We start from the raw sequence: 25,350 nt of genomic DNA, 5'->3' as shown, positions 1-25,350 counted from the left end.
TATGGCTCGGACACAAACGGCAGAACGGCGTGCTGCGCGCAAGGCAGAGGGCGTACGCAATGTACGCCTCAAGCTGCTGATGCTTGGGGTGTTGTGCCTGCTGCCGCTGGCGGGCGCGGCGCAGATGGCCTGGAGCGGGCAGTCATGGCTGCCGTTGGCGATTTATCCCGCTGTAAGCCTGGTTACAGTTCTGCTGTATTGGCAGGACAAGCAGCAGGCCCGTACCCAGGCCTGGCGCACGCCAGAGAAGGTACTGCATGCCAGTGAGCTACTGGGTGGCTGGCCAGGTGCGCTGATCGCCCAGCAGCTTTACCGGCACAAGACCCGCAAGGCTTCATACCAGATGGTGTTCTGGGCGATTGTATTGCTGCATCAGGTGTTCTGGGTTGATCACCTGTTTCTGGGTGGGCATGTACTGTCTCTGGGGTGATGGCCTCTTACTGCCCTTCGTGGGCCCTCACATCAGCAGGCCAACCTGCGAGCGCTTCGCCAGCCGCCGCACCACCAACTGGTGCGAGCGCTGCAGCAGGTCACACAATTCTTCCCGGCCCATGGGGTAGGGCGGCGCCATGCTGATCCACCGCGCCCGTGCCAGATACGGTGCCGGGCGCACGCCTGGCCTGTCGCAGTAGCCCAGAAACAGCTCATCGGCCACCTTGAACGACAAGCCAGCCCCCGCCAGGTCGAGTACTGCGAACATCTTGTTACCGGCAACCGAAAATACCCGGATTCCGCCCCACTTGTAGTCTTCCCGTGCGCCGGGCAGCGCCAGGCAGAACGCCGCCACCTGTTCCTCGGTCATGGTCTGTCTAGACATAACGGTCTCCACACGCTTCGAACGATGCTGCCAGATGATCGATCCATACCCGTACTGCAGGCAGCAACCCACGCCGATGCGGGTAAACCGCCTGCAGATAGCCCCCCGGCAGCGACCAGTCCGGCAGCAGCCGCACCAGCTCGCCGCGTTCGAGTTCATGCTCGCAGAACATGCTCGGCAACGCAGTAAATCCCAGCCCGGCACGTACGGCGGCATTGCGCACCACAAAATCATCGATGGCCAACCGTGGCTCCAGGGCGATTTCCTGTTGGCGACCATTGGGCCCCAGCAGGCGCAAATGCACCAGCCGGTCTGCTTCAGCAGCGCCCAGTACCGGTAAGGAGGCCAGCTCGGACGGCTCACGGACATGATCGGCAAAGCCGGGCGCGGCCACCAGTTGCATCTGCGCCTGGCGCAGCCGGCGCGTGACCAGCGCCGGGTCTTCGTCGCCCAGCTCTCGCACGCGCAGGGCAACGTCGATGCCTTCGGAAATCAGGTCGACACGGCGATTGAGCAACACCATGTCCAGTTGCACCTGGGGGTACAGCTCCAGAAATCGGCTGATGACGTCCGGCAGGAACGCATGGGCCAACGCTACCGGGCAGGACACCCGCAAGCGCCCCCGCGGCTCGCTGCTCATGCTGGCCACCGCCTCGTCAGCGGCCTCGGCTTCCAGCAGCATGGCCTGGCAATGGTGCAGATAGCGTTCACCTACCGCGGTGAGCTTCAGTTGGCGCGTGGTGCGCTGCAGCAACCGCGTGCCCAACCGCTCTTCCAGTTCGGCGATGCGCCGCGACAGACGCGACTTGGGGATGCCCAGCTGGCGCCCGGCGGCGGCGAAGCCACCGGCTTCGACTACGCGAACGAAGTAGAAGAGATCGTTGAGGTCTTGCATGAGGGCTGTCTCACTGTTCTATCTGTGGGACAAACTAACGCATTTTTGCTGGCTTTTCAGCTATTCGACGGTCCGGTAGGATTCTCTCCATCGTGATCGCCCAATGCTGCGGTCTTCATTCACAGGAGAGTCCCATGAAACTGTTGCACATCGATTCGAGCATCCTGGGCGACAATTCCGCCTCGCGCCAACTGAGCCGTGAAGTGGTCCAGGCCTGGAAAGCCGCTGACCCGAGCATCGAAGTGGTCTATCGTGACCTCGCCGCCGACGCCATTGCCCACTTCTCTGCTGCCACCCTGGTTGCAGCCGGCACGCCGGAAGACGTTCGCGATGCAGCCCTTGCCTTCGAAGCCAAGCTCAGCGCCGAAACGCTGGACGAGTTTCTTGCCGCCGACGCCGTGGTGATTGGTGCGCCGATGTACAACTTCACTGTACCGACCCAGCTCAAGGCCTGGATCGACCGCGTTGCAGTGGCCGGCAAGACCTTCCGCTACACCGAGGCAGGCCCTGAAGGCCTGTGCGGTGACAAGAAAGTAGTACTGGTTTCCACCGCTGGCGGCCTGCACGCTGGCCAGCCGACCGGCGCGGGCCACGAAGACTTCCTCAAGGTGTTCCTGGGCTTCATCGGCATCACCGACCTGGAGATCGTTCGCGCTCACGGCCTGGCCTATGGCCCGGAGCACCGCAGCAAAGCCATCGATGCTGCTCAGGCGCAGATTGCCAGTGAGCTGTTCGCCACGGCATGAACAACTTGTATTAAACGAACGGCTGTCGCTTGCGCGGCGGCCGTTTTTCATGGGTAACGCTCAGCCGCGATGGCTGCGCCGCGCCAGCAACAATGTCAGGCCAACCCCGCTAAGGGCCAGCAGGGCCGCGACGCAGAATATCGACGCATAGCCAAGGTGCGCCGCCACTGCGCCCATGACCGGGCCGGCGATGGCCAATGCCATGTCGAAGAACACCGCATAGGCCCCCAGCCCGGCACCCCGGCTGCTGCTGGGCACCTGCTTGATGGCTTCAACGCCCAAGGCTGGGTACACCAGCGACAGACCGAAACCGGTGAGGCCGGCCCCGACCAGCGCCCAGAGCGGGGAGGGCGCAAGCCACAACAGGCTCAGGCCGAGCACTTCTGTGGCCATGCAGGCAACCGCCACGTTGTAACCGCCAAAGCGGTTGACGGCGTTGACGAACAACAGCCGCGAAATGATGAAACACACACCGAAGGCACTCAGGCACAAAGCGGCGCCTGCCCATCCACGTTCCAGATAGTAAAGTGTGACGAAGGTGGTCAGGGTGCCATAGCCGATCGAAGCCAGGGTCAGCCCAAGGCCGCAAGGCGCCACACGGCTGAACGCAGACCAGAACGGCAGGCGCTCACCGCGCACCACCACCACGTCCGGGCGTTTGCGCAGCACCAGCATTGCCAGGGCGGCGAGCAGTATCAAGGCTGGGCCGAGCACGCTGAAATTCAGGCTATCGACTGCGAGCACGCCAACGGGGGCGCCGATGGCGATGGCACCATATGACGCGATGCCGTTCCAGGATATGACCCTGGCCGTATGTTCAGGCCCCACCTGGCTGATACCCCAGCTCAGGGTGGCAACGCCAATCAGGCCCTGTGCGAGCCCGAGCAGCACGCGCCCGCCAAGCAGCAGCGCAAGGCTCAGCAAGGGCGCATTCAAGGTCCAGGCCGAGGCCAGTGTCAATACCCCACAGGCCGCGATGCCCAGCAAACCGTAGCGGATCGCTTGCTTGCCGCCCAGCGTATCGGCCACACGGCCTGCGAAAGGCCGGCTGAGCAGGGTAGCCAGGTACTGCAGGCCGATGGTTACCCCGGCAATCACCGCACCGAAGCCCAGTTGGTCGTGTACATAGCTGGGCAGCACCGCGATCGGCAGGCCGATGCAGAGGAACGCGATGAAGGTGTAGAAAACGATCGAGAGGATCTGCAGGGTGATGGAGGCGTTGCTGCTGGCGGGGGCGGGCTGTGGCGCGGTCATTGGCTCGTTCGCGGGCGGGCGGTGGGCGTGGCCCCATCATGGCCGTTGCGCGAAGGAAATGAAAGCAGGCTAACGAGTTATTCAAAGGGAAACCGCTCCACAGTTACTGCGTAGTACCTGTGGAGCGTGGTCGCCATATAAAGAGGCCGGCCTGGTCACCTCAAAGGGCCAGGCCGGCTAGCGACTTCAGACCAGCACACCCTGGCTGCGCAGGTAGTCGTCATAGGTGCCGCTGAAGTCCACCACACCGTCCGGCGACAGTTCGATGATGCGGGTCGCCAACGACGACACGAATTCGCGGTCATGGCTGACGAACAGCAAAGTGCCCGGGTAGTTTTCCAGCGCCAGGTTCAGCGCCTCGATCGACTCCATGTCCAGGTGGTTGGTCGGTTCGTCCATTACCAGCACGTTCGGCTTCTGCAGGATCAGCTTGCCGAACAGCATGCGGCCCTGTTCACCACCGGAAATCACCTTGACCGACTTGAGGATCTCGTCGTTGGAGAACAGCATGCGCCCCAAGGTGCCACGGATGACCTGCTCACCCGAGGTCCATTGGCCCATCCAGTCGAACAGGGTCATGTCGTCTTCGAAATCGTGCGCATGGTCCTGAGCGTAGTAGCCCACTTCGGCGCTGTCGGTCCACTTCACCGAGCCTGCATCCGGCGTCATCTCGCCGACCAGGGTGCGCAGCAGGGTGGTTTTGCCGATACCGTTGGGGCCGATGATCGCTACGCGCTCGCCGGCTTCGACAGTGATGTCGAAATTCTTGAACAGCACCTTGTCGTCGAAGGCCTTGGCCATTTTTTCCACGACGACAGCCTGGCGATGCAGCTTTTTGGTCTGCTCGAAGCGGATGAACGGGCTGACCCGGCTCGAAGGCTTGACCTCGGCCAGCTGGATCTTGTCGATCTGCTTGGCACGCGAAGTTGCCTGCTTGGCCTTGGAGGCGTTGGCCGAGAAGCGGCTGACAAAGGTCTGCAGTTCGGCGATCTGGGCTTTTTTCTTGGCGTTGTCCGACAGCAACTGCTCGCGCGACTGGGTGGCCGCGGTCATGTACTCGTCGTAGTTGCCTGGGAACAGGCGCAGCTCACCGTAGTCCAGGTCGGCCATGTGTGTGCACACGCTGTTCAGGAAGTGCCGGTCGTGGGAAATGATGATCATGGTGCTGTTACGCGCCGTCAGAATCGTTTCCAGCCAGCGGATGGTGTTGATGTCCAGGTGGTTGGTCGGTTCGTCGAGCAGCAGCACATCCGGGTCTGAGAACAGCGCCTGGGCCAGCAGCACCCGCAGTTTCCAGCCCGGTGCCACTTCGCTCATCGGGCCAAAGTGCTGTTCCAGCGGAATACCCAGGCCCAGCAGCAGTTCACCGGCGCGCGATTCGGCGGTGTAGCCGTCCATTTCGGCGAATTCGGTTTCCAGCTCGGCGACGGCCATGCCGTCTTCCTCGGTCATTTCCGGCAGCGAGTAGATACGGTCACGCTCGGCCTTGACCTTCCACAGCTGGGCGTGGCCCATGATCACCGTGTCGATAACGGTGAATTCCTCGTAGGCGAACTGGTCCTGACGCAGCTTGCCCAGGCGGGTGTTCGGCTCGAGCATGACCTGACCACCGGAAGGCTCCAGGTCGCCGCCGAGGATCTTCATGAAGGTCGACTTGCCACAACCGTTGGCGCCGATCAGGCCATAGCGGTTGCCGTTGTTGAATTTGACCGAGACGTTTTCGAACAGGGGCTTGGAGCCGAACTGCATGGTGATGTTAGCGGTGGAGATCAAGGAGCTTACCTATCAATAACTTACGTGGCTTCTTCGCAGCTGCGGACCAATTTTGGACCAATCTGGAGCGTTTCCCGCTCCTGCCAGTCGTTGGACGAGTTAATCCAGCGCGCATAAGTCGATGAGAGCATCTGCACGCCATGCCCGAGCTGTTGGGCGATAAATGTGGGGTTGAGACCAGACATTGAGCGTATTGTCGCATAGGTGCGGCGGCATTGGCGCATCGCGGGCGCCGTTTTATTCATCGCGGTCTGCTTTCTGGTCGCGCAGATCGACGCATGGCTCTCGGATAAAGCCGCTTTTGGCGATGTATTCGACGGCATCGTTTTAACGACGCTCGCCGGAGGGATGTTCTACTTGGCAGGCAGAGGGTGACCCTGGCTGGCTGACTACCCTGCAGACACTTCAGGGCTTGTACTGAATGGTGTACGACGCATCCGTTTGAGGGTCAATGGTAATCGGCATGCCGAATAGCTTCCCTTTACATTCACTGACGACGCAGCGATAAACGGACCCCTGCCTGAGCTGTGCCCACAAGCCTTCGTCATGTATCACGATACACACGACGCGGTTTTCCGGATCCTCTCTGACCTGAGCGACGTGGTGGTCCAGGTCGCAACCGAAATCGGCAGTGGTAAACTCTGGATCGTAGCCGATCAGCACACCATGCCTTTTCAGATCGTCCCTGATACGCTCAATCACGTCGTCTGCTTCTTGTTTCAGCATGATCGTTATCTCACGGTGCTTGAACATATCAAAACTCTAGCTGACCCTGCCGGTCTTCGCTGTTTATCGGTGCAACCAACGATGCTCCCTCATTCCTGACATTGCCCACCGCCTTGTCTACTGGAAACCAACGAAAGTCCGCTGCCGGCCTGCAGCCCTGTTCCACGATCGCCGAAGCCCGCTCTGGTGATGTGCTTGGGGCGATCCATTCCCGGGCAAGCTCAGAGGTCAGCACCAAGGGTTTTCGGTCGTGGATGTCGATCAGGCCCTCGTCCGCAGCTGCGGTGATGATAACGAACCCATCGCGCTCATCCGGCTCAATGCTCTGATGCACCTCAGCGAGCGCTGCGAAGTAGAGCGGCCCTCCATCAGCGCTGGTAATGTAGTACGGCTGCTTGCGCTTCGGCTCCGCTGGATCGGGTATCCATTCGAACCAGCCGTTGGCCGGCGCCAAGGCTCTCCCCCCCGGCCAAAGTCCTTTGAAAAACGTGCCCGTCACCACTGTCTCGGCTCGAGCATTGATCGGATCGGGGCGCTTCCCCTTCGCCCAGAACGGCGACCAGCCCCACTTGACGCGATCCACTGTCAATCCATCCCCGACCTGGCGAATGATCTCAACGCGCGTCGATGGTGCTACGTTGTAGCGATTGATGGCCTCATGGTCATAGCCATTGATCACTACCAGATCCAGCGATAGCTGCCGCAGGTAGTGATCCATCGACTCGTAGATCGAGTACCGTCCACACATAAATCACCTCTCGCCCGTCAGAAATTTCAGCGCCAGGATTGACCGGGCACCCGATGCGGGATCTACTGTATATGCATACAGATTGCTTCGGGCCTTCCCCCATGACCATCACATTTCTGGGTACGCCAACCGGCGGTACCGAACCGTTACCGCTCTATTCGTTTCACGTTCCGGCCGGATTCCCATCGCCTGCAGCGGACCATCTGGAAGGCCATATCTCCCTTGATGAGCTATTCGACCTCCGTGCGCCCCATGTGTATCTGGTAAAAGTTGAGGGCGACAGCATGCAGGGGGCAGGGATCTACTCGGGTGACATCGTCATCGTAGACCGCGGGCGTGAGGCGGAGCATGGGGACATTGTCATCGCTGCGGTCAACTGCGAGCCCGTTTGCAAGCGTTTGCACCGCCGTGACGCAGTGGTGATTCTCAAGTCCGAGAACCCGGCGTATCCACCGCGATACATCATGGAAGGCGACGAGCTCGTTATTTGGGGTGTCGTGCGGTACAGCGTGCGCGACCATGCGCAGTAACCAGGTATTTGCGCTGATCGACTGCAACGCGTTTTATGCGAGCTGCGAGCGGGTATTTCGGCCTGACCTGGCCAAAACCCCGATCGTGGTGTTGAGCAACAACGACGGCTGCGTGATCGCCAGGTCCTACGACGCAAAGCCATTCGTGAAGATGGGCGAGCCGTATTTCCAGGCGAAAGACAAGTTGCGGCGGCACGGCATCATGGCCTTCAGCAGCAACTATGCCTTATATGGCGACATGAGCGAGCGCGTCATGACCCTGATCGAGTCGATGGTGCCTGCCGCCGAAATCTACAGCATCGACGAATGCTTCGCCGACCTGTCCGGTATTCAGGAAAACCTGACCCAGTTCGGTCACAAGTTGCGATCCAGGATCTTCCAGTGCACCGGTATCCCCGTGGGTGTCGGGATCGCCAGCACCAAGACACTTGCGAAGCTGGCCAACCACACCGCCAAACGTTTACAGACGCAGACTGGTGGGGTGGTCGACATTACCGATCCGTTCAAGCGCGATTGGGTCCTGCGCAATACCGAAGTGAAAGAGGTGTGGGGCGTTGGCCGGCGAATGACCGCTCACCTTGAGGCCATGGGCATTCACACGGCGATGGATCTGGCCATGGCTGACCCCTGGACGCTGCGGCAGAAATTCAGCGTGGTGGTGGAGAAGACCGCTCGTGAGCTGGCTGGCACGCCATGCCTGGAGCTGGACGAGGCTGAACCTGCGAAGCAGGAGATCTGCTGCAGCCGGATGTTCGGCAAGCGGCTGAACGAACTGGCGCCGATCAAGCAGGCCGTGGCCACCTATGTTGGCCGAGCTGCGCAGAAGCTCCGGGCTCAGGGCTCAGTGTGCAAACGCATGCGGGTGAGCATCCGAACGGGGATGTTCAACCCGGACGAGCCCCGTCATGCCCAAGGGGCACTGGTGGAACTGCCGTACCCGACCTGCGACACGCTGCTCATGACCCGACTGGCCACCGACGCGGTCGGACTGATCTTCAGGCCGGGGTTTCGATACAGCAAGGCCGAGGTATTGCTGATGGACCTGCGGCAACCAGGAGAGTTCTCTGAGGACTTGTTTGCACTCAAACAGTCGGTGACGTGTGATCGGCTGATGCAAGTGATGGATGACATCAACGAACGCTGGGGCAGGGGAACGATGCGGGCCGCCAGCGTGCCGGCGACACCGGACTGGGGAATGAGGAGGGAGATGATGAGCCAATCCTATACGACGCGGATCGATCAGCTGTGGACGGTCAAATGTTGAGAGGATGAATCGCTTCATGATCGTCCCCGCCACGAACTCTATGATCAGAAGCTTGGACAATCGCAGGCAAGGCCATAGTCAGTGCTGCTACGGATTCAGGCTGTGTGAAAGTGTCATTCAAGCCCCAAGGTTTTTCATCAAGATTGTTCCCTGGGAAGGCTTTAAGCCGCACCTCACCCCAAACATACGGCTGTATTCTCTGCTGAACTGTGACGGGCTTTCATAACCCACCTTGAACCCGGCCGTGGAAACATCAAGCCCCTCTGAGATCATCAACCTGCGCGCGTGTTGCAGGCGAAGTTGTTTCTGATACTGCAAAGGGCTCATTGCAGTGACCGCCTTGAATCGATGGTGAAGCGTGGAGTTGCTCAAGTTGACGTAGCTCGCGAGCTCATCGATGTGTAACGGCTGCGCATAGTTATTGTTCAGCCATTCAATGGCTCGAGTGACGCGGTGGGTCTGGCTATCGGTTATCGCTATCTCATGTAAGCGCTGGCCCTGCTGGCCTTTTAGCAGCCGGTAAAAAATTTCTCTCAGGGCTAGCGGTGCCAGCGCAGGAATGTCTGATGGCACATCCAGCAGACGTACCAGTCGCAACATCGCATCTAGCAACGGGGTATCGATCTTGTCCAGGTAGAGCCCGCGGTGGGGCTGTTGGCTTGGAACGCCGACAGGACTTACGTCTGCTATCAGCTGAGCGATTTCTGCCGGGTCGATATCCAAGCGGATGCAGAAATAGGGTCGTTCTGAAGATGCCTCGGTCACTTGACCCGCCAGCGGCAGAGTTACAGAGACGACCAGGTAGTTCAGGGGGTCGTAGGTATAGCTCTCTTCCCACAACTGCACCTTTTTGCGGCCCTGAACAATGATGCATAGCCCCGGTTTATGCACAGTGTGGATCACATCGGTTGGAGTATCGCTGCGTATGAAATGCAGCTTATCAATTGCCGTCTGATATACGCCGTATGTCGGAGCGATACGTTGCATGGTTGACGCTAGCTCGGCCCTAAGGCGTGTCAGCTCTTCGTTTCGATCACTCATCGCCTTTACCTCCCGTTAGGCTCAACCTGTTGAAGAGGATATGTGGGTCGGCAGCCGTTTGGGTAGAGGCTAATAGGCCAACTACCCAATGCTCACCGCTGCCATCGTTAGGTGTTTGGCAGATCGCTTCGCGTCCAAGCGCTCCTGTGCATCATTCCAGTTGAGGCCATGAAGGTTATCCGTTCACCGCAGGCCGCTCATGCAGGATCGTGCATGTTGAACGCAGGAATTGCATAACCCAGCCCAGCCCAGGCTGCTTACTCTTGCTGCACCACCTGCCGATCGGCGGGGGCCTCTTAAGCCAGAAACAGGAGTGAGAACATGCACGGCATCCAACAAAAAGTCATCGTAATTACCGGCGCCAGCAGTGGTATCGGCGAAGCGACAGCCCGCCTGCTCGCCAGCAAAGGCGCTCGCGTGGTTTTGGGTGCCCGCCGCACCGATCGCCTGGAAGCTCTGGCCAAGGAGATTCGTTCAGCAGGTGGTACCGCTGATGTAATGGGGCTGGATGTCACTAACCTGGATGACATGCAGTCCTTCATTGACTTCACTGTCGAATTGCATGGCCGCGTCGACGTTCTCGTCAATAACGCTGGAGTCATGCCGCTCTCGAAGCTCGAAGCGCTCAAGGTCGATGAGTGGAACCGAATGATTGACGTCAACATTCGCGGCGTGCTGCACGGCATTGCCACCACGCTGCCGCTCATGCAACAACAGCGCGCTGGCCAGATTATCAATATTGCCTCCATTGGAGCCTATGCTGTGAGCCCGACCGCTGCGGTGTACTGCGCCACCAAATATGCCGTACGGGCAATTTCAGAGGGCCTGCGCCAAGAGGTGGGGGGTGACATCCGGGTCACCGTCATTGCACCTGGCGTTACCGAGTCCGAACTGGCCGAAAGCATTTCCGATGACGGCGGGCGTGCAGAGATGCGCGAGTTCCGCAAGATCGCGATTCCAGCTTCGGCCATTGCCCGAGCGATTGCCTATGCGGTAGAGCAGCCTGCGGATGTCGACGTCAGCGAATTGATCGTGCGTCCAACCGCAAGTCCATTCTGAGTGTTCTGACGACAGCGAGGAGAGTGTCGCAACAATGTTTTGTATCACGCTGGGATGATTCTATAACCCGAGTGTTGAATAGCAGGCCGGAATGGAGACATTCCGGCTTTTTTCGACCATTACCCTCATGACCGACGCCAGAGCGGGTTCCCTCACGTGCCACGTACGGGTACGTTGAGGACCTTCACGGGCCCAAGCCTTTAGGCTTGAAATTCGAAGCCCACCCTGTCACACCAATCCCCTGAAATGGCTCATTCGAGCCGGCTTACACAGTGAGGCGACGATAGCCATGGATGTTACAGAGCGGACTTCAGCCCATGGTTTGGAGGCTTACATCCGTGGGGAGCGGCTGGCCGCCTCGGACGTTCTGGCCGATCGGGATATGTTGGTGCAGATCTTTAACCGGGAGCGTGAGGAAGATAGCTTCATCGTCCCCGCGGTGGCCGAGCCCTTACTGGTGTGGATCATCTCTGGGAATGCATTCGTGCAGGAGCGTGAGCTTGGCGGTGAATGGCAATGCAGTCGGGTGGCTAACGGTGACTTCTTTTTAACTACCTCGGCACAGCCATACGAGATGTGCTGGAAAGTGGACGGCGCAGAGCCCTTCGAAGTGATGCATATCTACCTCGGCATTCCGCTTTTGGAGAAAGCCATCCAGGAGGTATTGGGCAGCTCTGTAGAAGCGGTTCGCCTACGGGAAGTTTCGGGCGGACGTGACGATGGATTGTCTGTTCTACTTGAACAAGTTCGGCTGGAGCTGACGGGGCAAAGGGCTAGCCCTCTTTATCTTCAAGGGCTGGCCCAGTGCATCGCCATTCACCTTGCCCGCCGCTACCTGGACAGCACGGCGGACGATATCGTGCGCCGCAACGCGTTGCCCGCTTACAAATTACGCCGCGTACTGTCGGCAATGGAGGCCAATCTGGCTGAGGAATTCCACCTCGGGCAATTGGCCGAAATAGCTGGGATGAGTGAGTATCACTTCAGCCGGCTGTTCAAAAAGGCCGCTGGTTACTCGCCATCACAGTTCTTTATCAGGCTGAGGATGGCAAGAGCTCGGCAGCTCCTTGTCGAAACGGAGCGGAGTGTGATTGATGTAGGGTTGGAGGTAGGGTATAGCAGCCCAAGCCATTTTTCTCAGGTGTTCAAACGTGAGGTTGGTGTTACGCCCACTCAATACCGTAAATAGTTGAATGGGTTGATAGCAGGAGCGCGCGTTGTGCTGGCAATGCAGCACAACGCGTTTGACGGCGGAGCATCAACCTACCGGGACGCTCATACCGCCATCGGCCATGACGACCGAACCGACAATGAAACTGGCGCGCTCGGAGGCCAGGAAAGACACGATCTCGGCGATCTCTTGCGGTGCTGCCGCCCGACCGATAGGCGCGGATTTGCCGTGCTCCTGCAAAAAGCCGCGACCGTCTTCCATGAAGTGATTCAAAAGGTTGGTGACCACGTCCCCCACGCCAATAGCGTTCACCCGAATACCATGTTCGATCGCTTCCAGCGCCTGGGTGCGCGTCAACTGCGCCAACGCGCCCTTGGACGCGGTATAGGCCGCGATACCGGGGAAGGCGAAGTAGGACGCGTAGGAAGCAATGTTCACGATCGCGCCGCTCTTGTTCTTCATCATCTCCTTCATTGCTTCTCGGGAGTGGAGGAACGCACCCGTCACGTTGGTTTGCATCTGCCATTCCCAATCTTCGCGGGTCATCTCGACCAGGGGCTTGTACAGGATGCGACCGGCGTTATTGACCAGGACGTCCAGCTTGCCGAACTTCTCGACCGCCAGGGCCACTGCCTGCTCGGCAGAGCCGTCCACAGTGATGTCAGCGACGAAGGGAACCAGGCCAGGACGCTCAAGCACGTTGACCGCAGGGTCGATGTCCTCGGCGATGACTTTCGCACCGCGAGCGTGAAGGAGCTCGGCGATCGCCTTACCGATGCCGCTGGCCGCGCCGGTCACCAGCACCACTTTGCCTGCCACTTCGTTTGGGGTTGGGGTGAAGTCAGTCATTTCATGTCTCCAAGTCAGGAATTGGTTGTCGTTTTCGACGGTGCCAATTTCTCTCTTTTCAACGTACAACTCCTTGGCGACCTTGCTCTGCCTATCGGAGTTTTGCTTCTTTCGTTTCTCCTTCCACCGGGGGCAGATGTGTATTGAGGCCTCTCGTCTATTGGGCCTTTTGGGGGCTGAATCCGCGAGCACCGGCCGGGGTCAGCACAATGCGATCATTGAGCTGGCGCGTCCAGCCGAAAGTTGTACAAATCCTTGATTTTGTAACGGTTATTTAGCCGGCGGTCCGATTCAGTGCACAGTTCCGCGTATACCGGTTGTACGGTGGTACCGCTTCGCTATGGTGGTATTTGGCGATTCCAAATAGACATCAGTCGTAGGAGGCGGCATGCGAATTCGCGGAGAAACTTATTGGCAGTGGGCGGACCCGACCCTGCATCACCGGGAGCACGATGAGGCTCTTTATAACGGCACGGTTATCGATGTTCAGGTGAGGCTGTCGCGAACAGGCGCTACGCAGATGTTCATCGGCGTCTATGCGGCCGCTGGTACCACGCTTCATGAGGAGGCTTTCGACTCAAGACCAGGTGAGTCGATGACCAGAGCGCTGGCTTGGGGCGTGGGGCGTGCACGCCGAATTGCCACCGAGGGTCTGGCTGCAACGGGTAGGCCCGCAACCTGCTTGAAATAGTAAGGATAGCGCGGGAGTACAGATGTACTCTATGTGCTGGTCCGGCTTCACTGGGGCAGGTAACCTGACGAGGACAACGGAACGCACGCGTGAACGCACCAGTCGTATTTGCAGCAGAGGTGCAATCAGGGCGCCCGTTGGAGAAACAGATGAACCTTCAGTCCACCAATCATGACCTTTATGTGCATTCGTACCTTGGTTACCAGGCATCCATTTACGTTCTGTGGGAGTCGTGCACTGACTCACCGACCGGAATGCTGGTGGAAGTCGGGCGGCCCGGCAGCGTCTCGAGAACGCTGCGAGTGAGTCGAGCCTTCTCGTCCTCGACGGAGGCCATCCTCGAAGGCAAGGTGATGGCTGAGCAGTATGTGCAGAGCCAGGCGGGCAGAGCATGATGCTCGCCGCTCGATCGGAAGTATTTCTGGCCGGCAATGGTCCGGCTCCAGGAAGGTCGAATGGATATTGCTGATCAATACCAACTGATTGCCCAAGCATCCGGCCTCACCATCGGCCAGGTCGGTACTTATCTGGCCAAGGTAGTTATCCAGTCAGACGGGGCCTGGCTTGTCTGTTTCGCACATGAGCTGGAGCGTGATCCTGATGTCGCCAGCAAGCTTCCTGCTTCCAAGACGGTGCTGATCCCGAAGCAGAACGTGGACGCTTATGACCGTGCGCCAGGCTGAGGCCCTGGCGGGCAGCGTCGACGGTCCTATCAAGTTGCAGGCGCAGGCGCTCACATTCGTCTATGTCTATAAGTGAGGTTGTAACCGGATCAGGAGGTTTGAATGAAGCGGCTAGCGCTGGGCGTTGCTCTGATTTCTGTTGCAAGTATGGCCAACGCAGGCATCCCACTGGTGAACGCCACATGCCCGGGCGGAATCGAAGTGCACGCGGATGAAGGCGGCCCTGTCTACATTAATGCCAAGGAGGCAAAACTGAAGAAATTCAGTGACGCGTACTACGAAGCCAAGGGCGATGGGGTTACCGTCTCTATCATGGTCAACCCGGATGAGTCTGTGGGGGTCTCGTACACCGGCAAGGGGCGTGCAAATGGCGTTTGTGAGGTGGCCGAGCAAGATTGAGCGGTGCTAATGGCAAAGCGGCATGGCGTGTTCCCGTCAGCTTGCAAATAGGGTAGGGCGCTGCCACATCCCCTATAGCGAAGAAGAATATTGCTCGTTTATGACTGAGGGTTAATATGGGATTGGCCAAAAAAACGAAAAAGGGCGTTGCTCGTTAGCTATTTTCAAAGGGTTGTTGAAGGGGGCGCCGGAGTGTGTCGCGTGAAGAACTCTAGATCGCTCGCAAGCGCAATACTGATGTCAGCGTTGGCTGCAACTTTTATGACGGGGTGTGCACAGAACCCCGATGTTCGGGATGGGCATGATCATACCTCCGGTATCACCGAGAAGAGCCCGCCGGATTATCTAGGGTGCGTCAAGGAAGAGATGCATGGGAGTGCAACCACCTATGAGGTGGGTAGTGGTGATTCGGTGCGTCTGTTCGTCGACAGTACTGACCCCAACACAGCCAATGGCCTTGTAGAGTTGCGCAGCTACGGCACGCGTCAGCAGTTCATGGCCTATCAGCGCGATGCCTGGTATGACCACGGGCGGCTGCTCGATGCAGCCCTCATGTGTTCGAAGGCCTAGCCAGCCCGCGGCAAAACCTGAGTACAAAAGCCCGCGCCCCAGATGCGCGGGCTTTTTGTCATGCAAAACCATGGTTAAAATGCATCCTGTCCACTTGAGTCAAATGCAAATGCCTAACTTTCGCATCTCTTTTTGCTACGCACTGGTCGTCACCCTGGCCGGTTGTGCAAACCCAGGAAAGCCAACAGCCAGCAAGCTGACCCGCAAATCGCCAGAAGTCTATGCCGCCTGTGTATTGCCCAAGTGGCAAGCGTTGGCGCCACTCACGACGCAAAAATCCATTTCACATGGCTACCGCCTGACCGCACCCAGCGCAGTGACCTCTGATGAAGTCCTGGAAGTGTTGGAGTCCGGTGAGGGCAGCCGGGCGACTTTCTACAAAGGCAGTTTCCTCTCGGGCAACAAGCTGCGGCTGGCGGCCCGGGAATGCCTGGATTGAGGTGATGCCTGCCCCCTGGCAGTCCCATGGCTTCTAGGCTTTCAGATTCATCTGACGGCATTGCACCTGCGCATCTTCTTTGCAGGAGTAACTGGGCTTGAGACGCTCCTTTGCTTGATTGTCGTAGATGTCGTAGCCGCCGCAGACGGTAGCTGCGTAGTAGCGACCAGCGACGCGGAAGGATTCCCTTTCGATAGGCACTGCGGGAACGATAACGAATCTTGGTTGCATTGTTCGTGCCTCCCCAGGCAGAGAGTTAAGTATTAGTACCGCCAGGGGTAACCGGCAAGGCGACTCATGCATAAAAGAGAGTCGTCGCGTGAAACGAACGGCAAGACGTTGGTCAGATTGTGTAAGGGCTTTGTAAAAGGGATCGTTCGGTGTCCGAGGGGTATTGTGTTTTAGGTACTCCAAACCGATGATGGCGCGATGAATATATCTCCGTCACAGCTCGATGCCGAGCGCGGCGCGTTCTCAGGTTTCGAGGCGTGCCGAAACACCCAGAAAGGGCCGGTGGTGATTCTTGCGTCGGGCGCTTCTGCCAAACAGTTCCCCTTGCTTGAATTTTCACACCTCCCTGTGATTGCCATGAATGGTTCGGTTTCCCTCACCGCTGCGTGTGCCGTGAAGCCGTTCTTTTACATCTGCACCGACAAAAGCTTTCGCACACAGCAGCCAGAGCTGTTTGCCTTGGCGTTGCGCGATAGCCAGCGCTTGGCACTGTGGCCAGAGCAGTTCGTCGGCGCTGACATCCCGCCCGACACCGAGTGTTATCCGCTGCATAAAGCCGACAACCCCGGCATGCTCGACGGGTTGCGGGGGCACGGCGCAACCCATGTCTGCAGCAGGGCGTTGTGGAGCAAGCGGGCGCGGTCGATCGCCTTCAGCAAAGACCTCTCAAGCGGCTACTTCGATGCCCGGACAGTGGTTTATGTCGCCCTGCAACTGGCGTATCACCTGGGGTTCGAGCAGGTGTTGCTGGTGGGTGTTGACCTGGACCAGTCATTAGGGCGCTTTTACGAGAACGGTGAGGGGCAGCATTCCCCCTGTGGGCTCGACCAGCACTGGGAGAGCCGCATACTGCCGTCGCTGACGCTGATGGCCGAGCAGGTTGTCAGCGAGCGATTCCGGGTTTACAACCTGTCCGAGGTTTCTCGCATACCTGCGGCGTTGATCCCCAAAATCGACCTGGCCCAAGCCCGCCGCATCGCGAGCTGAGTGATTGCCTGAGCAAGAAAGCGGATGCGCGAGGTGTGGGCCGGCGCTACAGTGCCCGGACCTAGCCCTGCAGTGAGAAACAAGCATGTCCAGCGCCTTCACCCTGATGCAGTCCCCGGTCGGCACCTTGACCCTGGTGGCCCGCGGCGAGCGCCTGGCCGCCGTGCTGTGGGAAGAGGAGCGGGAAAACCGCGTTCGCCTGGGTGAGGTGCATCGGGATGATGAGCAGCCAATACTGCGCGAAGCCGCTCGCCAGTTGGAAGAGTACTTTGCCGGCAAGCGCCAACGGTTCGAGTTGGCACTGGATTTTGCCGGCACCGCGTTTCAGCGCCAGGTGTGGGCGGCGTTGCTCACCATTCCGTTCGGCCAGACCCGAAGCTACAGCGATATCGCCCGGCAGATCGGTAACCCGAGCGCCGTACGCGCGGTCGGTGCGGCCAACGGCCGTAATCCGATCTCGATCATTGCCCCGTGCCACCGGGTGATTGGCGCATCCGGGAGCCTGACCGGCTTTGCCGGGGGGATGCCGGCCAAGCAGTACCTCTTGGCGCTTGAGGGGCAACAAAGCCTAGCTTTGGACCTTTAGCCAGGCTTTGTCCGCGAAAGGTCGCGACTGAACCTGAAAACTCAACTGACCCAATACACGGCCAGGCACACCACCACTGCCAACGTCGAGCCCGCCATCAGCGTGTACTGCTGATGCGCCCGGCGGGCCTGTGGCCTTACTTCGCGCAGGTACTGCCCGGGCGGTGGCGCATCCGGGCGATGGCGCAACCCCTCGGCCAGCTCATTCAGCTGGCTGTTGATCAACAGCCCCACCAGATGATAGGTGCTGGCAAAGCTGGCCACTATCAAAAGCAGATACTTCATGCAGAAGGCACGCTCAGCGGTACGCCGATGGCGCTGGAGTTCGCGGTATCCAGCAAGATGATGCCTTCATGGCGGCCATCCAGCGCCGCCAGCAGGTTGCCCTGGCTGTCCCAGGCCGCCGAGCCGCCGGCACCCACGAAGTTGTCGGCCGGGCCCACACAGTTGGCCATCAATACCGGGATACCCAAAGTGCGAGCGACTTGCGGGTAGTGCTCATTGCCTTCACGGATGCCCTTCGCCGTCTTCGCCACGCTCACCAGGTACAGCTCTGCGCCCCTGTCGCGGGCTTGTGCTGCATGCGCGAAGAACATCGATTCGTAACAGATGGCGGGTGCTATCTGCAGTTGCCCTGCGGCGAAAACCAAGGGCTGGTCACCGGCCGAGAAAAACGCCAGCTCGTCCTCGTGCAGCCGTTGTTTGGCGTAGGCCAGCCGCGGCTGGCCGGGGCGCAGGATCGGCATTGCGATCTGAATGCCATCTGCGGTGGGCAGTGGCAGGCCCACGGCTACGCAGATTGCCAGGCGGTCGCAGATTCGCTGCAGCGGATCGAGCCGGGCAGAGGTGAGCGGCAAGGCCACCTGCCTTGCCAGGGTAGGCTCGTAACCAGTCAGCGACAGCTCGGGGAACACCACCAGTTCGGCGCCCAGGTCTGCGGCCTGCTCTATGCAGTGCAGGTGGCGGTCGAGATTGACTTGTAGTTCGCCTTTGACTGATGCCAGCTGTACGGCACAGAGTTTCATGGGTAATTCCCTTCCCTGGTACAGATCGAAAGGCCGAGCATACTATCGGCAGGATCACCTGTTCCAGTGAAGGGTATTTCAGGAGGCCGCGGGCGTGGCGAAACATTGGCGAAACCAGTTCGAACTGCGCAGGTGCTGTGCCTTGTGCCATGCTGTTGGTTGATAGGGCCATGAGCACGTCATGCACGAGAGCGGTACCCATCATCCGCTCCCCAACGTGCGGCAACAGAGGAACAATGCAATGAGCCGGTTTCGGCGGGTAGCCGCCAACAGCCACGGGCGTGACCTGGCTGTTGGCGATATTCACGGGCATTTTCGGCGCCTGGAGCAGTGCCTGGAGGCGGTGGGGTTCGACCCTGCGGTGGATCGGCTATTCAGTGTTGGTGACCTGGTCGACCGCGGCCCGCACAGTATCGAGGCGCTGACGTGGCTGACCAAACCTTGGTTCCATGCCGTGCAGGGCAACCATGAGTCGCTGGCCATCACCTGCCTGTACGGTGGGCGGCTGGATCTGGACATGTATCGGGCAGCGGGCGGCGGCTGGTTTCTCGATCTGCCAAAGGATGAGCAGGCGGTTTTCGTCGAACACTTCCTGCAGTTGCCGATAGCCATGGAAGTACAGACAGAGGCCGGGTTGATTGGCGTGCTGCATGCCGACACCCCGTTTGCAGACTGGGCCGAGCTGCGCGCCAGTCTGCTGGAGGATGATGACCCGGGGGTGCGTGAAGTCTGCCAGTGGTCGCGCCGGCGGCTCAAAGAAGGGGATACCGGCGCCGTCGAAGGCGTGCGTGCCCTGCTGGTGGGCCATACGCCGGTGCTCCAGGCCAAACGGTTGGGTAACGTCTGGCATCTGGACACCGGTGGTTGGGCAAGTGGCCATTTCAGCCTGATGGACTTGGCCAGCCTGGCGCTGCTCAACCCTGCAGCAGGCTGAAAAGCAATGCACCTGCCAGTGCAATCAGCATCATCCCCGAGGCCCGCTCCAGCCAGGGCAGGGCATGAGAAAAGCGCCGTAGCAGGCGCTTGTTGCCGATGGCCGCTGCCACCAGCAAATCCCACAGCAGAACGATGGTGAACATCCAGGCGCCATAGGCCCACTTCCAGGCAGCACCGCTGTTGGCGACCATGCTGGCGAGGCTGGCGTAGAACAGTGCGTTCTTGGGGTTGAGACCGCCAGATACCAGGCCCATGCCCAGCCCTCGCCACCAGCCGCTCACTGCCCCTAGGGTATCCACCGCAGCCAGGCCGGACTGCCCGGCATGGCGCAGGAACAGCGCGCCTATATAAAGCAGGTAAACCGCGCCGGCCAACTGCAAGGCGATGAACACCGGGCTGCCTTCTTGCAGTACCGCCAGGCCCGCGAAGGCCAGGCTGATGAACAGGCCATTGGCCAGAGCGATGCCCAGGCAGGTGCCACTGGCGACGCGCCAACCGGCGCTGATCGAGGTACGAGCGACCAGGAAGAAGTCCGGGCCAGGGGAAAGCAGGGCCAGGAAGTGGGCGAGGGCGACGATCAGAAACTGCTCCATGGTGCGGGCTATCTCGAGTGATAAAGCCGCAGTGTGGAGGCGGGGCAGGACCAGGTATTGAAGATTATTGCGGGTTGCTTAGGGCCTCTGATCCAGACGCAGCCGATATTGCCCCGGCGTCACGCCCACATGCGCCTTGAATACCCGCTGAAAATGGCTCTGATCGGCAAACCCCAGTCGATAGGCCACCTCGGCCAGCGCCAGCCCGTCGCGCAGCAGCCGCCGGCCCCGGTTGATGCGGGCATTGATCAGGTAGGCATGCGGCGTCAGCCCGGTGGCCGCGCGGAACGCACGGATCAACTGATAACGGCCAAGCCCTGCTTGCCGGGCAAGCACTTCAAGACTCAAGCGGGCCGGGTCTTGAGCTTCGATGCACTCGATCAGGCCACGCAGGGCCGGCATGCCCAATGCTGGCGCTGGCGCAGCCGCCAGGTGAGGATGCTGGGCAAAATCATGATCACCCATGAAGGCGATCAGTGCGGCTTCCTTTTCGCCGCTGCTCGCACCCGAGAACAGCAATTCATTCAACCCGCAGAACTCGCGGTACAACGCAGGCAGCCGGCTGATACGCGCCGGCGCCCCCGGCCCGGCCGCGTCGAGCCCCGACTCCAGGCGCAGCTGCGCAAGCCACTGGGCCTCGACATGCAGCATCTGGTAGCTCCATGCCTGGCCGGGCTCGGGGTTGCAGGCATGCACCCGCTGCGCCGGCACCAACACCAGCGTGCCTGGGGTCAGCCGCTGCTGCCCATCACCTGCGCCAGTGAAGACGCTGCACCCCGCATCCACCGCGCCGATGGAGAATGTCGGGTGGCTATGAGCCTTGTAACAGGCGCGGCTGTGGCAGGCCCGGCGGCTTTCCACCCAGGGCAGGGCCGGATCGCGCCAGAGTGAGGAGCGGGTAGGGTGCATGCTGGAGCCCTCGTTGAGGCTGGCAGCTTAACAGCGCCGAACGCGCTGCCGTACAGTTTTTCCCTGTGGCTGTACCTTGACCGGTACCGCTCAAGCATCGACATTGGCGGCAGATTTCCAGGAGAACGAAATGGACCTGTCGAGCCTGCTGTTATTCATCCCCGCCTGCTTCGCCCTGAACATGGCACCGGGGCCGAACAACCTGTTGTCGTTGCACAATGCCAGCCGCTATGGCCTGCGTACCGCATGCGTGGCAGGTGGCGGGCGCATTCTCGCCTTCAGCGGCATGATTGCCCTGGCGGCGATGGGCCTGGCGGTGGTGCTGCACACCAGTGAGTACCTGTTCCTTGTGATCAAGGTGGTGGGTGCGGCCTACCTGTTCTACATCGCCTGGCAGCTGTGGCGCGCTCCGGTGGGCGAGGCCCTGGTGGCGAGCGAGCAACCGCGTGGCGTTTGGCGCCTGGCGCGGCAGGAGTTCTGGGTGGCCGCAGGCAACCCGAAAGCAATCCTGATTTTTACCGCCTTCCTGCCGCAGTTCGTCTCGGTGGGCAGCCCCACCCCGGTCAGTGAGCAGTTCCTCTGGCTGGGGGTACTGTTCCTGCTCCTGGAGTGGGCGGCGATTGCCATCTATGCCGGCCTTGGCGCCTACCTGCAGCGCTGGTTCAGCCAGCCGGGGCCGCGCCGGCTGTTCAACCGGGTCAGCGCCTGCCTGCTCGGTTGCGCTGGCCTCGGTTTGCTGGCCGCACGCCGTTAATGGCGCCGTTCAGTCGCGGTAGAAGGTCTGCACCAGGTGGTAGCCGAACTTGCTCTTTATCGGCCCGTGCACCACACGCAGGGGTTTCTTGAAAATCACCTGGTCGATCGCCCCCACCAGCTGCCCCGGGCGCACTTCGCCCAGATCGCCGCCACGCTTGCCTGAAGGGCAGGTAGAAAACTTCTTGGCCAGCACGTCGAAGGCCTCGCCATTGGCGATGCGCTGTTTGAGCTTTTCGGCCTCCTCAGCGGTCTTGACCAGGATGTGGCGGGCTTGAGCTTTCATGGGACACCTGTGCTTCTGGGTGAAAAAAGGGCGCCATTATGCCTGAACGTGCAGCTCCGTGCGGTCACGAAAAAACTCAAGTGCTTCCGGGTTGGCCAGCGCGTCGGTATTTTTCACGGGTAACCCGTGCACCACATTACGCACCGCCAGCTCCACCAGCTTGCCGCTGATGGTACGTGGAATATCGCTGACCTGCAGGATCACCGCCGGTACATGGCGCGGCGTGGTGTACTGGCGGATCACCTGGCGAATGCGCTGTTGCAACGGCTCATCGAGCGCCAGGCCATCACGCAGACGCACGAACAGCACGACGCGCACATCGCCTTTCCATTGCTGGCCGATGGCGACACTTTCCAGCACCTGCTCGACCTTTTCTACCTGCCGATAGATTTCCGCCGTGCCGATACGCACGCCACCGGGGTTGAGCACGGCATCGGAACGCCCATGGATCACCATGCCGCCTGTGGTGAGCTGCTCGGCGTAGTCGCCCTGCGCCCAGACACCGGGAAACTGGCTGAAGTAGGCCTCGCGGTAGCGGCTGCCATCGTTGTCGTTCCAGAACCCCCGGGGCATCGACGGGAAGTGGCGGGTGCACACCAACTCGCCTTTTTCACCGGTCACCGGCTGGCCGTGCTCATTCCACACTTCTACCGCCATGCCCAGGCCCTTGCAGGCTATCTCGCCACGGCGTACCGGCAGCGTCGGGTTGCCCAGCACGAAGCAGGACACGATATCGGTACCACCGGACATGGACGCCAGGCACAGATCGGCCTTTATCTTGCGGTAAACGTAGTCGTAACTGTGCGGCGACAGCGGTGAGCCGGTGGAGAGGATCAGGCGCAGGCTGGCCAGTCGATGACTGCGTGCCGGCTCCAGGCCTTCCTGTTCAAGTGCGGCCAGGTACTTGGCGCTGGTACCGAAGGCCTGGATGCCTTCGGCGTCGATCAGGTCGAGCAGGCGCTCAGGCCCCGGGTGGAAGGGGGAGCCGTCATACAGCACCAGAGTGGCCCCTACTGCCAGGCCACTGGCCAGCCAGTTCCACATCATCCAGCCGCAGGTGGTGTAGTAGAACAGCACGTCATCGGCCTTGAGGTCATTGTGCAGGCCGTGTTCCTTGAGGTGTTGCAGCAGGACACCGCCGGCGCTGTGGACGATGCACTTGGGCACGCCCGTGGTGCCGCTGGAATAGAGGATGTACAGCGGGTGATCGAACGGTAAGGGGGTGAAGCCTGGCTCACCTCCTGCGTGGTAGAAGTCGCCCCACAGGCTGACCTTGGCAGGGGTACTGAATTCGTCGGCCTGGGTGTCCGGCCGCGTGTAGGGCACCACGATCAGTTGCTGCAGCCCGGGCAACTGCGCGCAGACCTGGTTGATCTTGTCGACCTGGTCGATCTGCTTGCCGGCGTACTGGTAACCGGCACAGACGATCAGCAGCTTGGGCTCGATCTGGCCGAAACGGTCGATGATGCCGTGCAGGCCAAACTCCGGCGATGACGTCGACCAGACGGCGCCTAGGCTGGTGCAGGCGAGCATGGCCACGAGGGTTTCCCAGGTGTTGGGCATCACTGCGCCAATGCGGTCACCTGGCTCGATACCGGCATTTTTGAAGGCCTTCTGCAGCCCGGCTACCTCAGCGGCCAGTTGCGCGTGGCTCAGTGAGCGGCGCTCGCCGTCTTCGCGCACGGCCGTCACCGCAGTGTGATCGTCACGCCGGCGTAGCAGGTGTTCGGCGAAGTTGAGGGTGGCCTTGGCGAACCACCGAGCATCGGGCATCTGTGCACCTTCGCTCAGTACCTGGCTGGGTGGGCTATGCCACAACACCTGGAAATAGTCGGCAATGGATTCCCAAAAAGCGGCGCGCTGCTCGATGCTCCAGTTGTGCAGTGCTGCGTAATCATTGAGCTGCAGGTTGTAGCGCAGGTTGATCCAGCGGCGAAAGGCATCCATTCGGCTGGCCTCGATTTGCGCCGCAGCAGGACACCAAAGCACATCATTCATGCCATACCTCCCATTGCCAAGACGCGCTTGATCGCCAGCTTGCCAGCTTGCCGGCGATCAAGCACCGCTACGCTTCAATTTACTCCACCTTGGCCTGTTGCACGTCCTGCGATGCCGACCACACGCGGTAACGCACTTGCACGCCATCAGGCACATACACCACGACAGGCAACTTGCTGTTGTAGCGCAGCAGGAAGCCTTCACCGACCACCGGCACGAACGCCTCGGTCTTTTTGCCATCCGGGCAGGCCATCAGGGTACTGGCCGGCCCGCCGACCTTGTCCAGGCGGTAATAGCTGTAACCCCAGCCTTGGAGGGTGTGTTCCTCCAGGCTGCCGGCCAGGCGCTGGCGGTTACAGTCCACCTGCAGCGTCTTGCCAGCCAGAATTTCCAGCTTGTAGGCTTGCTCGTCGGGTTGTGCGGGCAGGTGGATGACCTGCCGGGTAAAGCCTTTTTCAGCCTCGGGGTAAGGCGCGATGTCCTTCAGGCTGGCGGCCATCGCTGGGGCAGTGGCCGCCAGGGTCAGGGCCAGGATCGCGGACAGGGGGGTTGGGCGCATAGGGCCTCCTTGCAGTTGAACAATGGCAAGACCCGCACCAGGCCCAGGCTGCCCATCACTGGGCCAGCCAGCCACCATCGACATTCCAGGCGGCGCCGCGGACCTGGCTTGCGGCCTCGCTGCACAGGAATAGTACCAGCTCGCCCAGGTGTTCAGGGGTGACGAAGGCCAATGAAGGTTGCTTCTCGGCCAGCAAGTCCGCTTGCGCCTGCTGCGGGGCGACACCCTTGGCGGCGCGTTCGTCGATCTGCTTTTGCACCAGCGGCGTCAGCACCCAGCCCGGGCAGATGGCGTTGCAGGTGACATTGCCAGTCGCCGTTTCCAGCCCCACCACCTTGGTCAGGCCGACCACGCCGTGCTTGGCCGCCACATAGGCGGCCTTGCCGGTGGAACCGACCAACCCGTGCACCGAGGCGATATTGACGATGCGCCCCCAGTTGCGCTCACGCATGCCGGGCAGGGCCAGGCGCGTGCCATGGAACACCGCCGACAGGTTCAGGGCGATGATCTTGTCCCAGCTTTCCAGCGGAAACTGCTCGACCGGCGCCACATGCTGGATGCCCGCATTATTGACCAGGATGTCGACGCCGCCGAAGGTCTGCTCGGCAAACGCGAACAATGCTTCTATCTGGGCCACCTCGCCAAGGTCGGCCGGATGGTGCGCAGCCTTGACCCCATGCTGCGTAACCTCGGCCAGAGCCGGTGCCGGGTCGCCGAAACCGTTGAGCAGGATGTTGGCGCCAGCGCGGGCCAGCACCTGGGCGATGCCCAGGCCGATGCCGCTGGTGGAACCGGTGACGAGTGCAGTCTTGCCTTTGAGGGTCATGCAAAAG

33 protein-coding genes and 1 pseudogene are annotated in these 25,350 nt (G+C 60.4%); 16 read left to right on the top strand and 18 right to left on the bottom strand.

Annotation, left to right across the window (positions count from 1 at the left end; genetic code table 11):
* Nucleotide 1 precedes the first annotated feature (1 nt).
* Entirely contained in the window at nucleotides 2-430 is a 429-nt protein-coding gene (locus JOE27_RS04530; protein WP_204918051.1) for a DUF1294 domain-containing protein, read from the top strand.
* Between the two features lie 27 nt (nucleotides 431-457).
* On the opposite strand, the gene JOE27_RS04525 is transcribed toward JOE27_RS04530, so the two are convergent.
* Both JOE27_RS04525 and JOE27_RS04520 read right to left on the bottom strand, forming a co-directional pair.
* Nucleotides 458-817, bottom strand: a complete 360-nt coding sequence (locus JOE27_RS04525; protein ID WP_115274712.1) for an MmcQ/YjbR family DNA-binding protein — start codon at nucleotides 815-817, stop codon at nucleotides 458-460.
* Complete coding sequence (locus JOE27_RS04520) at nucleotides 810-1,712, bottom strand: LysR substrate-binding domain-containing protein (protein ID WP_046786126.1); 903 nt, start codon at nucleotides 1,710-1,712, stop codon at nucleotides 810-812. Before JOE27_RS04520 ends, JOE27_RS04525 begins: the two co-directional genes overlap by 8 nt.
* A gap of 134 nt (nucleotides 1,713-1,846) precedes the next feature.
* Here JOE27_RS04520 and JOE27_RS04515 point away from each other — a divergent pair, with 134 nt between their 5' ends.
* Nucleotides 1,847-2,458 (top strand): FMN-dependent NADH-azoreductase, encoded by a 612-nt coding sequence (locus tag JOE27_RS04515; protein WP_115274714.1) that lies wholly within the window; start codon nucleotides 1,847-1,849, stop codon nucleotides 2,456-2,458.
* Between the two features lie 60 nt (nucleotides 2,459-2,518).
* Here the strand turns inward: JOE27_RS04515 and JOE27_RS04510 are convergent, their stop codons facing one another.
* From JOE27_RS04510 to JOE27_RS04495, 5 genes and pseudogenes are all read right to left on the bottom strand, one after another.
* Complete coding sequence (locus JOE27_RS04510) at nucleotides 2,519-3,712, bottom strand: MFS transporter (protein ID WP_115274715.1); 1,194 nt, start codon at nucleotides 3,710-3,712, stop codon at nucleotides 2,519-2,521.
* Between the two features lie 186 nt (nucleotides 3,713-3,898).
* Entirely contained in the window at nucleotides 3,899-5,485 is a 1,587-nt protein-coding gene (locus JOE27_RS04505) for an ABC-F family ATPase (protein WP_012314600.1), read from the bottom strand.
* 20 nt (nucleotides 5,486-5,505) lie between these two features.
* Nucleotides 5,506-5,700 (bottom strand): annotated as a pseudogene (locus tag JOE27_RS24790) (site-specific integrase); the annotation flags it as partial.
* A gap of 190 nt (nucleotides 5,701-5,890) precedes the next feature.
* Nucleotides 5,891-6,238: a hypothetical protein gene (locus JOE27_RS04500; protein WP_231386186.1), complete on the bottom strand. Its 348-nt coding sequence runs from the start codon at nucleotides 6,236-6,238 to the stop codon at nucleotides 5,891-5,893.
* A gap of 1 nt (nucleotide 6,239) precedes the next feature.
* Nucleotides 6,240-6,959 (bottom strand): SOS response-associated peptidase family protein, encoded by a 720-nt coding sequence (locus JOE27_RS04495; RefSeq protein WP_204918049.1) that lies wholly within the window; start codon nucleotides 6,957-6,959, stop codon nucleotides 6,240-6,242.
* A 101-nt stretch (nucleotides 6,960-7,060) separates the two neighbouring features.
* Between JOE27_RS04495 and umuD the strand changes: the two genes are divergently transcribed.
* Together umuD and JOE27_RS04485 are read left to right on the top strand one after the other, a co-directional pair.
* Nucleotides 7,061-7,489: a translesion error-prone DNA polymerase V autoproteolytic subunit gene (gene umuD / locus JOE27_RS04490; RefSeq protein ID WP_204918047.1), complete on the top strand. Its 429-nt coding sequence runs from the start codon at nucleotides 7,061-7,063 to the stop codon at nucleotides 7,487-7,489.
* Nucleotides 7,479-8,753, top strand: a complete 1,275-nt coding sequence (locus JOE27_RS04485; protein ID WP_204918045.1) for a Y-family DNA polymerase — start codon at nucleotides 7,479-7,481, stop codon at nucleotides 8,751-8,753. Before umuD ends, JOE27_RS04485 begins: the two co-directional genes overlap by 11 nt.
* A gap of 117 nt (nucleotides 8,754-8,870) precedes the next feature.
* Here the strand turns inward: JOE27_RS04485 and JOE27_RS04480 are convergent, their stop codons facing one another.
* Nucleotides 8,871-9,794, bottom strand: a complete 924-nt coding sequence (locus JOE27_RS04480) for an AraC family transcriptional regulator (RefSeq protein WP_204918043.1) — start codon at nucleotides 9,792-9,794, stop codon at nucleotides 8,871-8,873.
* 321 nt (nucleotides 9,795-10,115) lie between these two features.
* On the opposite strand from JOE27_RS04480, the gene JOE27_RS04475 reads away from it, so the two are divergent.
* Both JOE27_RS04475 and JOE27_RS04470 read left to right on the top strand, forming a co-directional pair.
* The gene (locus JOE27_RS04475) at nucleotides 10,116-10,853 is read left to right on the top strand and encodes an SDR family NAD(P)-dependent oxidoreductase (protein ID WP_204918041.1); all 738 of its coding nucleotides are present in this window, start codon (nucleotides 10,116-10,118) and stop codon (nucleotides 10,851-10,853) included.
* A 289-nt stretch (nucleotides 10,854-11,142) separates the two neighbouring features.
* The gene (locus JOE27_RS04470) at nucleotides 11,143-12,042 is read left to right on the top strand and encodes an AraC family transcriptional regulator (RefSeq protein ID WP_204918040.1); all 900 of its coding nucleotides are present in this window, start codon (nucleotides 11,143-11,145) and stop codon (nucleotides 12,040-12,042) included.
* Between the two features lie 69 nt (nucleotides 12,043-12,111).
* Here the strand turns inward: JOE27_RS04470 and JOE27_RS04465 are convergent, their stop codons facing one another.
* Complete coding sequence (locus tag JOE27_RS04465; protein WP_012314585.1) at nucleotides 12,112-12,873, bottom strand: SDR family oxidoreductase; 762 nt, start codon at nucleotides 12,871-12,873, stop codon at nucleotides 12,112-12,114.
* Nucleotides 12,874-13,261: 388 nt separating this feature from the next.
* Between JOE27_RS04465 and JOE27_RS24785 the strand changes: the two genes are divergently transcribed.
* The 6 genes from JOE27_RS24785 (at nucleotide 13,262) to JOE27_RS04440 (ending at nucleotide 15,655) form a co-directional block, all read left to right on the top strand.
* Nucleotides 13,262-13,564 (top strand): hypothetical protein, encoded by a 303-nt coding sequence (locus JOE27_RS24785; RefSeq protein ID WP_239539292.1) that lies wholly within the window; start codon nucleotides 13,262-13,264, stop codon nucleotides 13,562-13,564.
* A gap of 149 nt (nucleotides 13,565-13,713) precedes the next feature.
* Complete coding sequence (locus tag JOE27_RS04460) at nucleotides 13,714-13,959, top strand: hypothetical protein (protein WP_039601658.1); 246 nt, start codon at nucleotides 13,714-13,716, stop codon at nucleotides 13,957-13,959.
* Nucleotides 13,960-14,019: 60 nt separating this feature from the next.
* A complete protein-coding gene (locus JOE27_RS04455) occupies nucleotides 14,020-14,247 on the top strand; it encodes a hypothetical protein (RefSeq protein WP_204918038.1) in 228 nt (75 codons plus the stop codon).
* A 102-nt stretch (nucleotides 14,248-14,349) separates the two neighbouring features.
* Entirely contained in the window at nucleotides 14,350-14,646 is a 297-nt protein-coding gene (locus JOE27_RS04450; RefSeq protein ID WP_204918036.1) for a hypothetical protein, read from the top strand.
* A 237-nt stretch (nucleotides 14,647-14,883) separates the two neighbouring features.
* Nucleotides 14,884-15,216 carry a hypothetical protein gene (locus tag JOE27_RS04445; protein WP_080952109.1) on the top strand — a complete coding sequence of 111 codons (333 nt, stop codon included), beginning with the start codon at nucleotides 14,884-14,886 and terminating at the stop codon, nucleotides 15,214-15,216.
* A gap of 79 nt (nucleotides 15,217-15,295) precedes the next feature.
* Nucleotides 15,296-15,655 (top strand): hypothetical protein, encoded by a 360-nt coding sequence (locus JOE27_RS04440; protein WP_115275541.1) that lies wholly within the window; start codon nucleotides 15,296-15,298, stop codon nucleotides 15,653-15,655.
* A 33-nt stretch (nucleotides 15,656-15,688) separates the two neighbouring features.
* On the opposite strand, the gene JOE27_RS24780 is transcribed toward JOE27_RS04440, so the two are convergent.
* Entirely contained in the window at nucleotides 15,689-15,886 is a 198-nt protein-coding gene (locus JOE27_RS24780; protein ID WP_046786136.1) for a hypothetical protein, read from the bottom strand.
* 198 nt (nucleotides 15,887-16,084) lie between these two features.
* On the opposite strand from JOE27_RS24780, the gene JOE27_RS04435 reads away from it, so the two are divergent.
* Both JOE27_RS04435 and JOE27_RS04430 read left to right on the top strand, forming a co-directional pair.
* On the top strand, nucleotides 16,085-16,873 hold the full coding sequence (locus JOE27_RS04435; protein ID WP_046786137.1) for an LPS biosynthesis protein: 789 nt from the start codon (nucleotides 16,085-16,087) through the stop codon (nucleotides 16,871-16,873).
* Nucleotides 16,874-16,958: 85 nt separating this feature from the next.
* A complete protein-coding gene (locus JOE27_RS04430) occupies nucleotides 16,959-17,459 on the top strand; it encodes a methylated-DNA--[protein]-cysteine S-methyltransferase (RefSeq protein ID WP_204918034.1) in 501 nt (166 codons plus the stop codon).
* Between the two features lie 41 nt (nucleotides 17,460-17,500).
* Here the strand turns inward: JOE27_RS04430 and JOE27_RS04425 are convergent, their stop codons facing one another.
* Together JOE27_RS04425 and JOE27_RS04420 are read right to left on the bottom strand one after the other, a co-directional pair.
* Nucleotides 17,501-17,743 carry a hypothetical protein gene (locus JOE27_RS04425; RefSeq protein WP_204918032.1) on the bottom strand — a complete coding sequence of 81 codons (243 nt, stop codon included), beginning with the start codon at nucleotides 17,741-17,743 and terminating at the stop codon, nucleotides 17,501-17,503.
* A complete protein-coding gene (locus JOE27_RS04420) occupies nucleotides 17,740-18,483 on the bottom strand; it encodes a carbon-nitrogen hydrolase family protein (RefSeq protein ID WP_204918030.1) in 744 nt (247 codons plus the stop codon). The genes JOE27_RS04425 and JOE27_RS04420 overlap by 4 nt, the downstream gene beginning before the upstream one ends.
* 241 nt (nucleotides 18,484-18,724) lie before the next feature.
* Here JOE27_RS04420 and JOE27_RS04415 point away from each other — a divergent pair, with 241 nt between their 5' ends.
* Entirely contained in the window at nucleotides 18,725-19,417 is a 693-nt protein-coding gene (locus JOE27_RS04415; RefSeq protein ID WP_204918028.1) for a metallophosphoesterase, read from the top strand.
* Here the strand turns inward: JOE27_RS04415 and JOE27_RS04410 are convergent.
* Both JOE27_RS04410 and JOE27_RS04405 read right to left on the bottom strand, forming a co-directional pair.
* The gene (locus JOE27_RS04410) at nucleotides 19,398-20,012 is read right to left on the bottom strand and encodes a LysE family translocator (RefSeq protein WP_204918026.1); all 615 of its coding nucleotides are present in this window, start codon (nucleotides 20,010-20,012) and stop codon (nucleotides 19,398-19,400) included. The genes JOE27_RS04415 and JOE27_RS04410 overlap by 20 nt on opposite strands.
* 78 nt (nucleotides 20,013-20,090) lie before the next feature.
* Nucleotides 20,091-20,921: an AraC family transcriptional regulator gene (locus tag JOE27_RS04405; protein WP_161871028.1), complete on the bottom strand. Its 831-nt coding sequence runs from the start codon at nucleotides 20,919-20,921 to the stop codon at nucleotides 20,091-20,093.
* 130 nt (nucleotides 20,922-21,051) lie between these two features.
* Here JOE27_RS04405 and JOE27_RS04400 point away from each other — a divergent pair, with 130 nt between their 5' ends.
* Complete coding sequence (locus JOE27_RS04400) at nucleotides 21,052-21,675, top strand: LysE family translocator (protein ID WP_046786144.1); 624 nt, start codon at nucleotides 21,052-21,054, stop codon at nucleotides 21,673-21,675.
* A gap of 9 nt (nucleotides 21,676-21,684) precedes the next feature.
* On the opposite strand, the gene JOE27_RS04395 is transcribed toward JOE27_RS04400, so the two are convergent.
* The 4 genes from JOE27_RS04395 to hbdH form a co-directional block, all read right to left on the bottom strand.
* Nucleotides 21,685-21,960, bottom strand: a complete 276-nt coding sequence (locus JOE27_RS04395) for a peptidylprolyl isomerase (protein WP_046786145.1) — start codon at nucleotides 21,958-21,960, stop codon at nucleotides 21,685-21,687.
* Between the two features lie 36 nt (nucleotides 21,961-21,996).
* A complete protein-coding gene (locus JOE27_RS04390) occupies nucleotides 21,997-23,958 on the bottom strand; it encodes an acetoacetate--CoA ligase (protein ID WP_204918024.1) in 1,962 nt (653 codons plus the stop codon).
* A 79-nt stretch (nucleotides 23,959-24,037) separates the two neighbouring features.
* Nucleotides 24,038-24,517: a serine protease inhibitor ecotin gene (gene eco / locus JOE27_RS04385; RefSeq protein WP_115274741.1), complete on the bottom strand. Its 480-nt coding sequence runs from the start codon at nucleotides 24,515-24,517 to the stop codon at nucleotides 24,038-24,040.
* Nucleotides 24,518-24,572: 55 nt separating this feature from the next.
* Complete coding sequence (hbdH, locus tag JOE27_RS04380; protein WP_204918022.1) at nucleotides 24,573-25,343, bottom strand: 3-hydroxybutyrate dehydrogenase; 771 nt, start codon at nucleotides 25,341-25,343, stop codon at nucleotides 24,573-24,575.
* Between the last annotated feature and the right edge of the window lie 7 nt (nucleotides 25,344-25,350).

Origin of the sequence: Pseudomonas sp. M5, from assembly GCF_016907075.1 — a bacterium.
Taxonomy (GTDB): domain Bacteria; phylum Pseudomonadota; class Gammaproteobacteria; order Pseudomonadales; family Pseudomonadaceae; genus Aquipseudomonas; species Aquipseudomonas putida_E.
The sequence above is the reverse complement of the archived record's forward strand: the minus strand, read 5'-3'. Positions and strand labels throughout refer to the sequence as shown.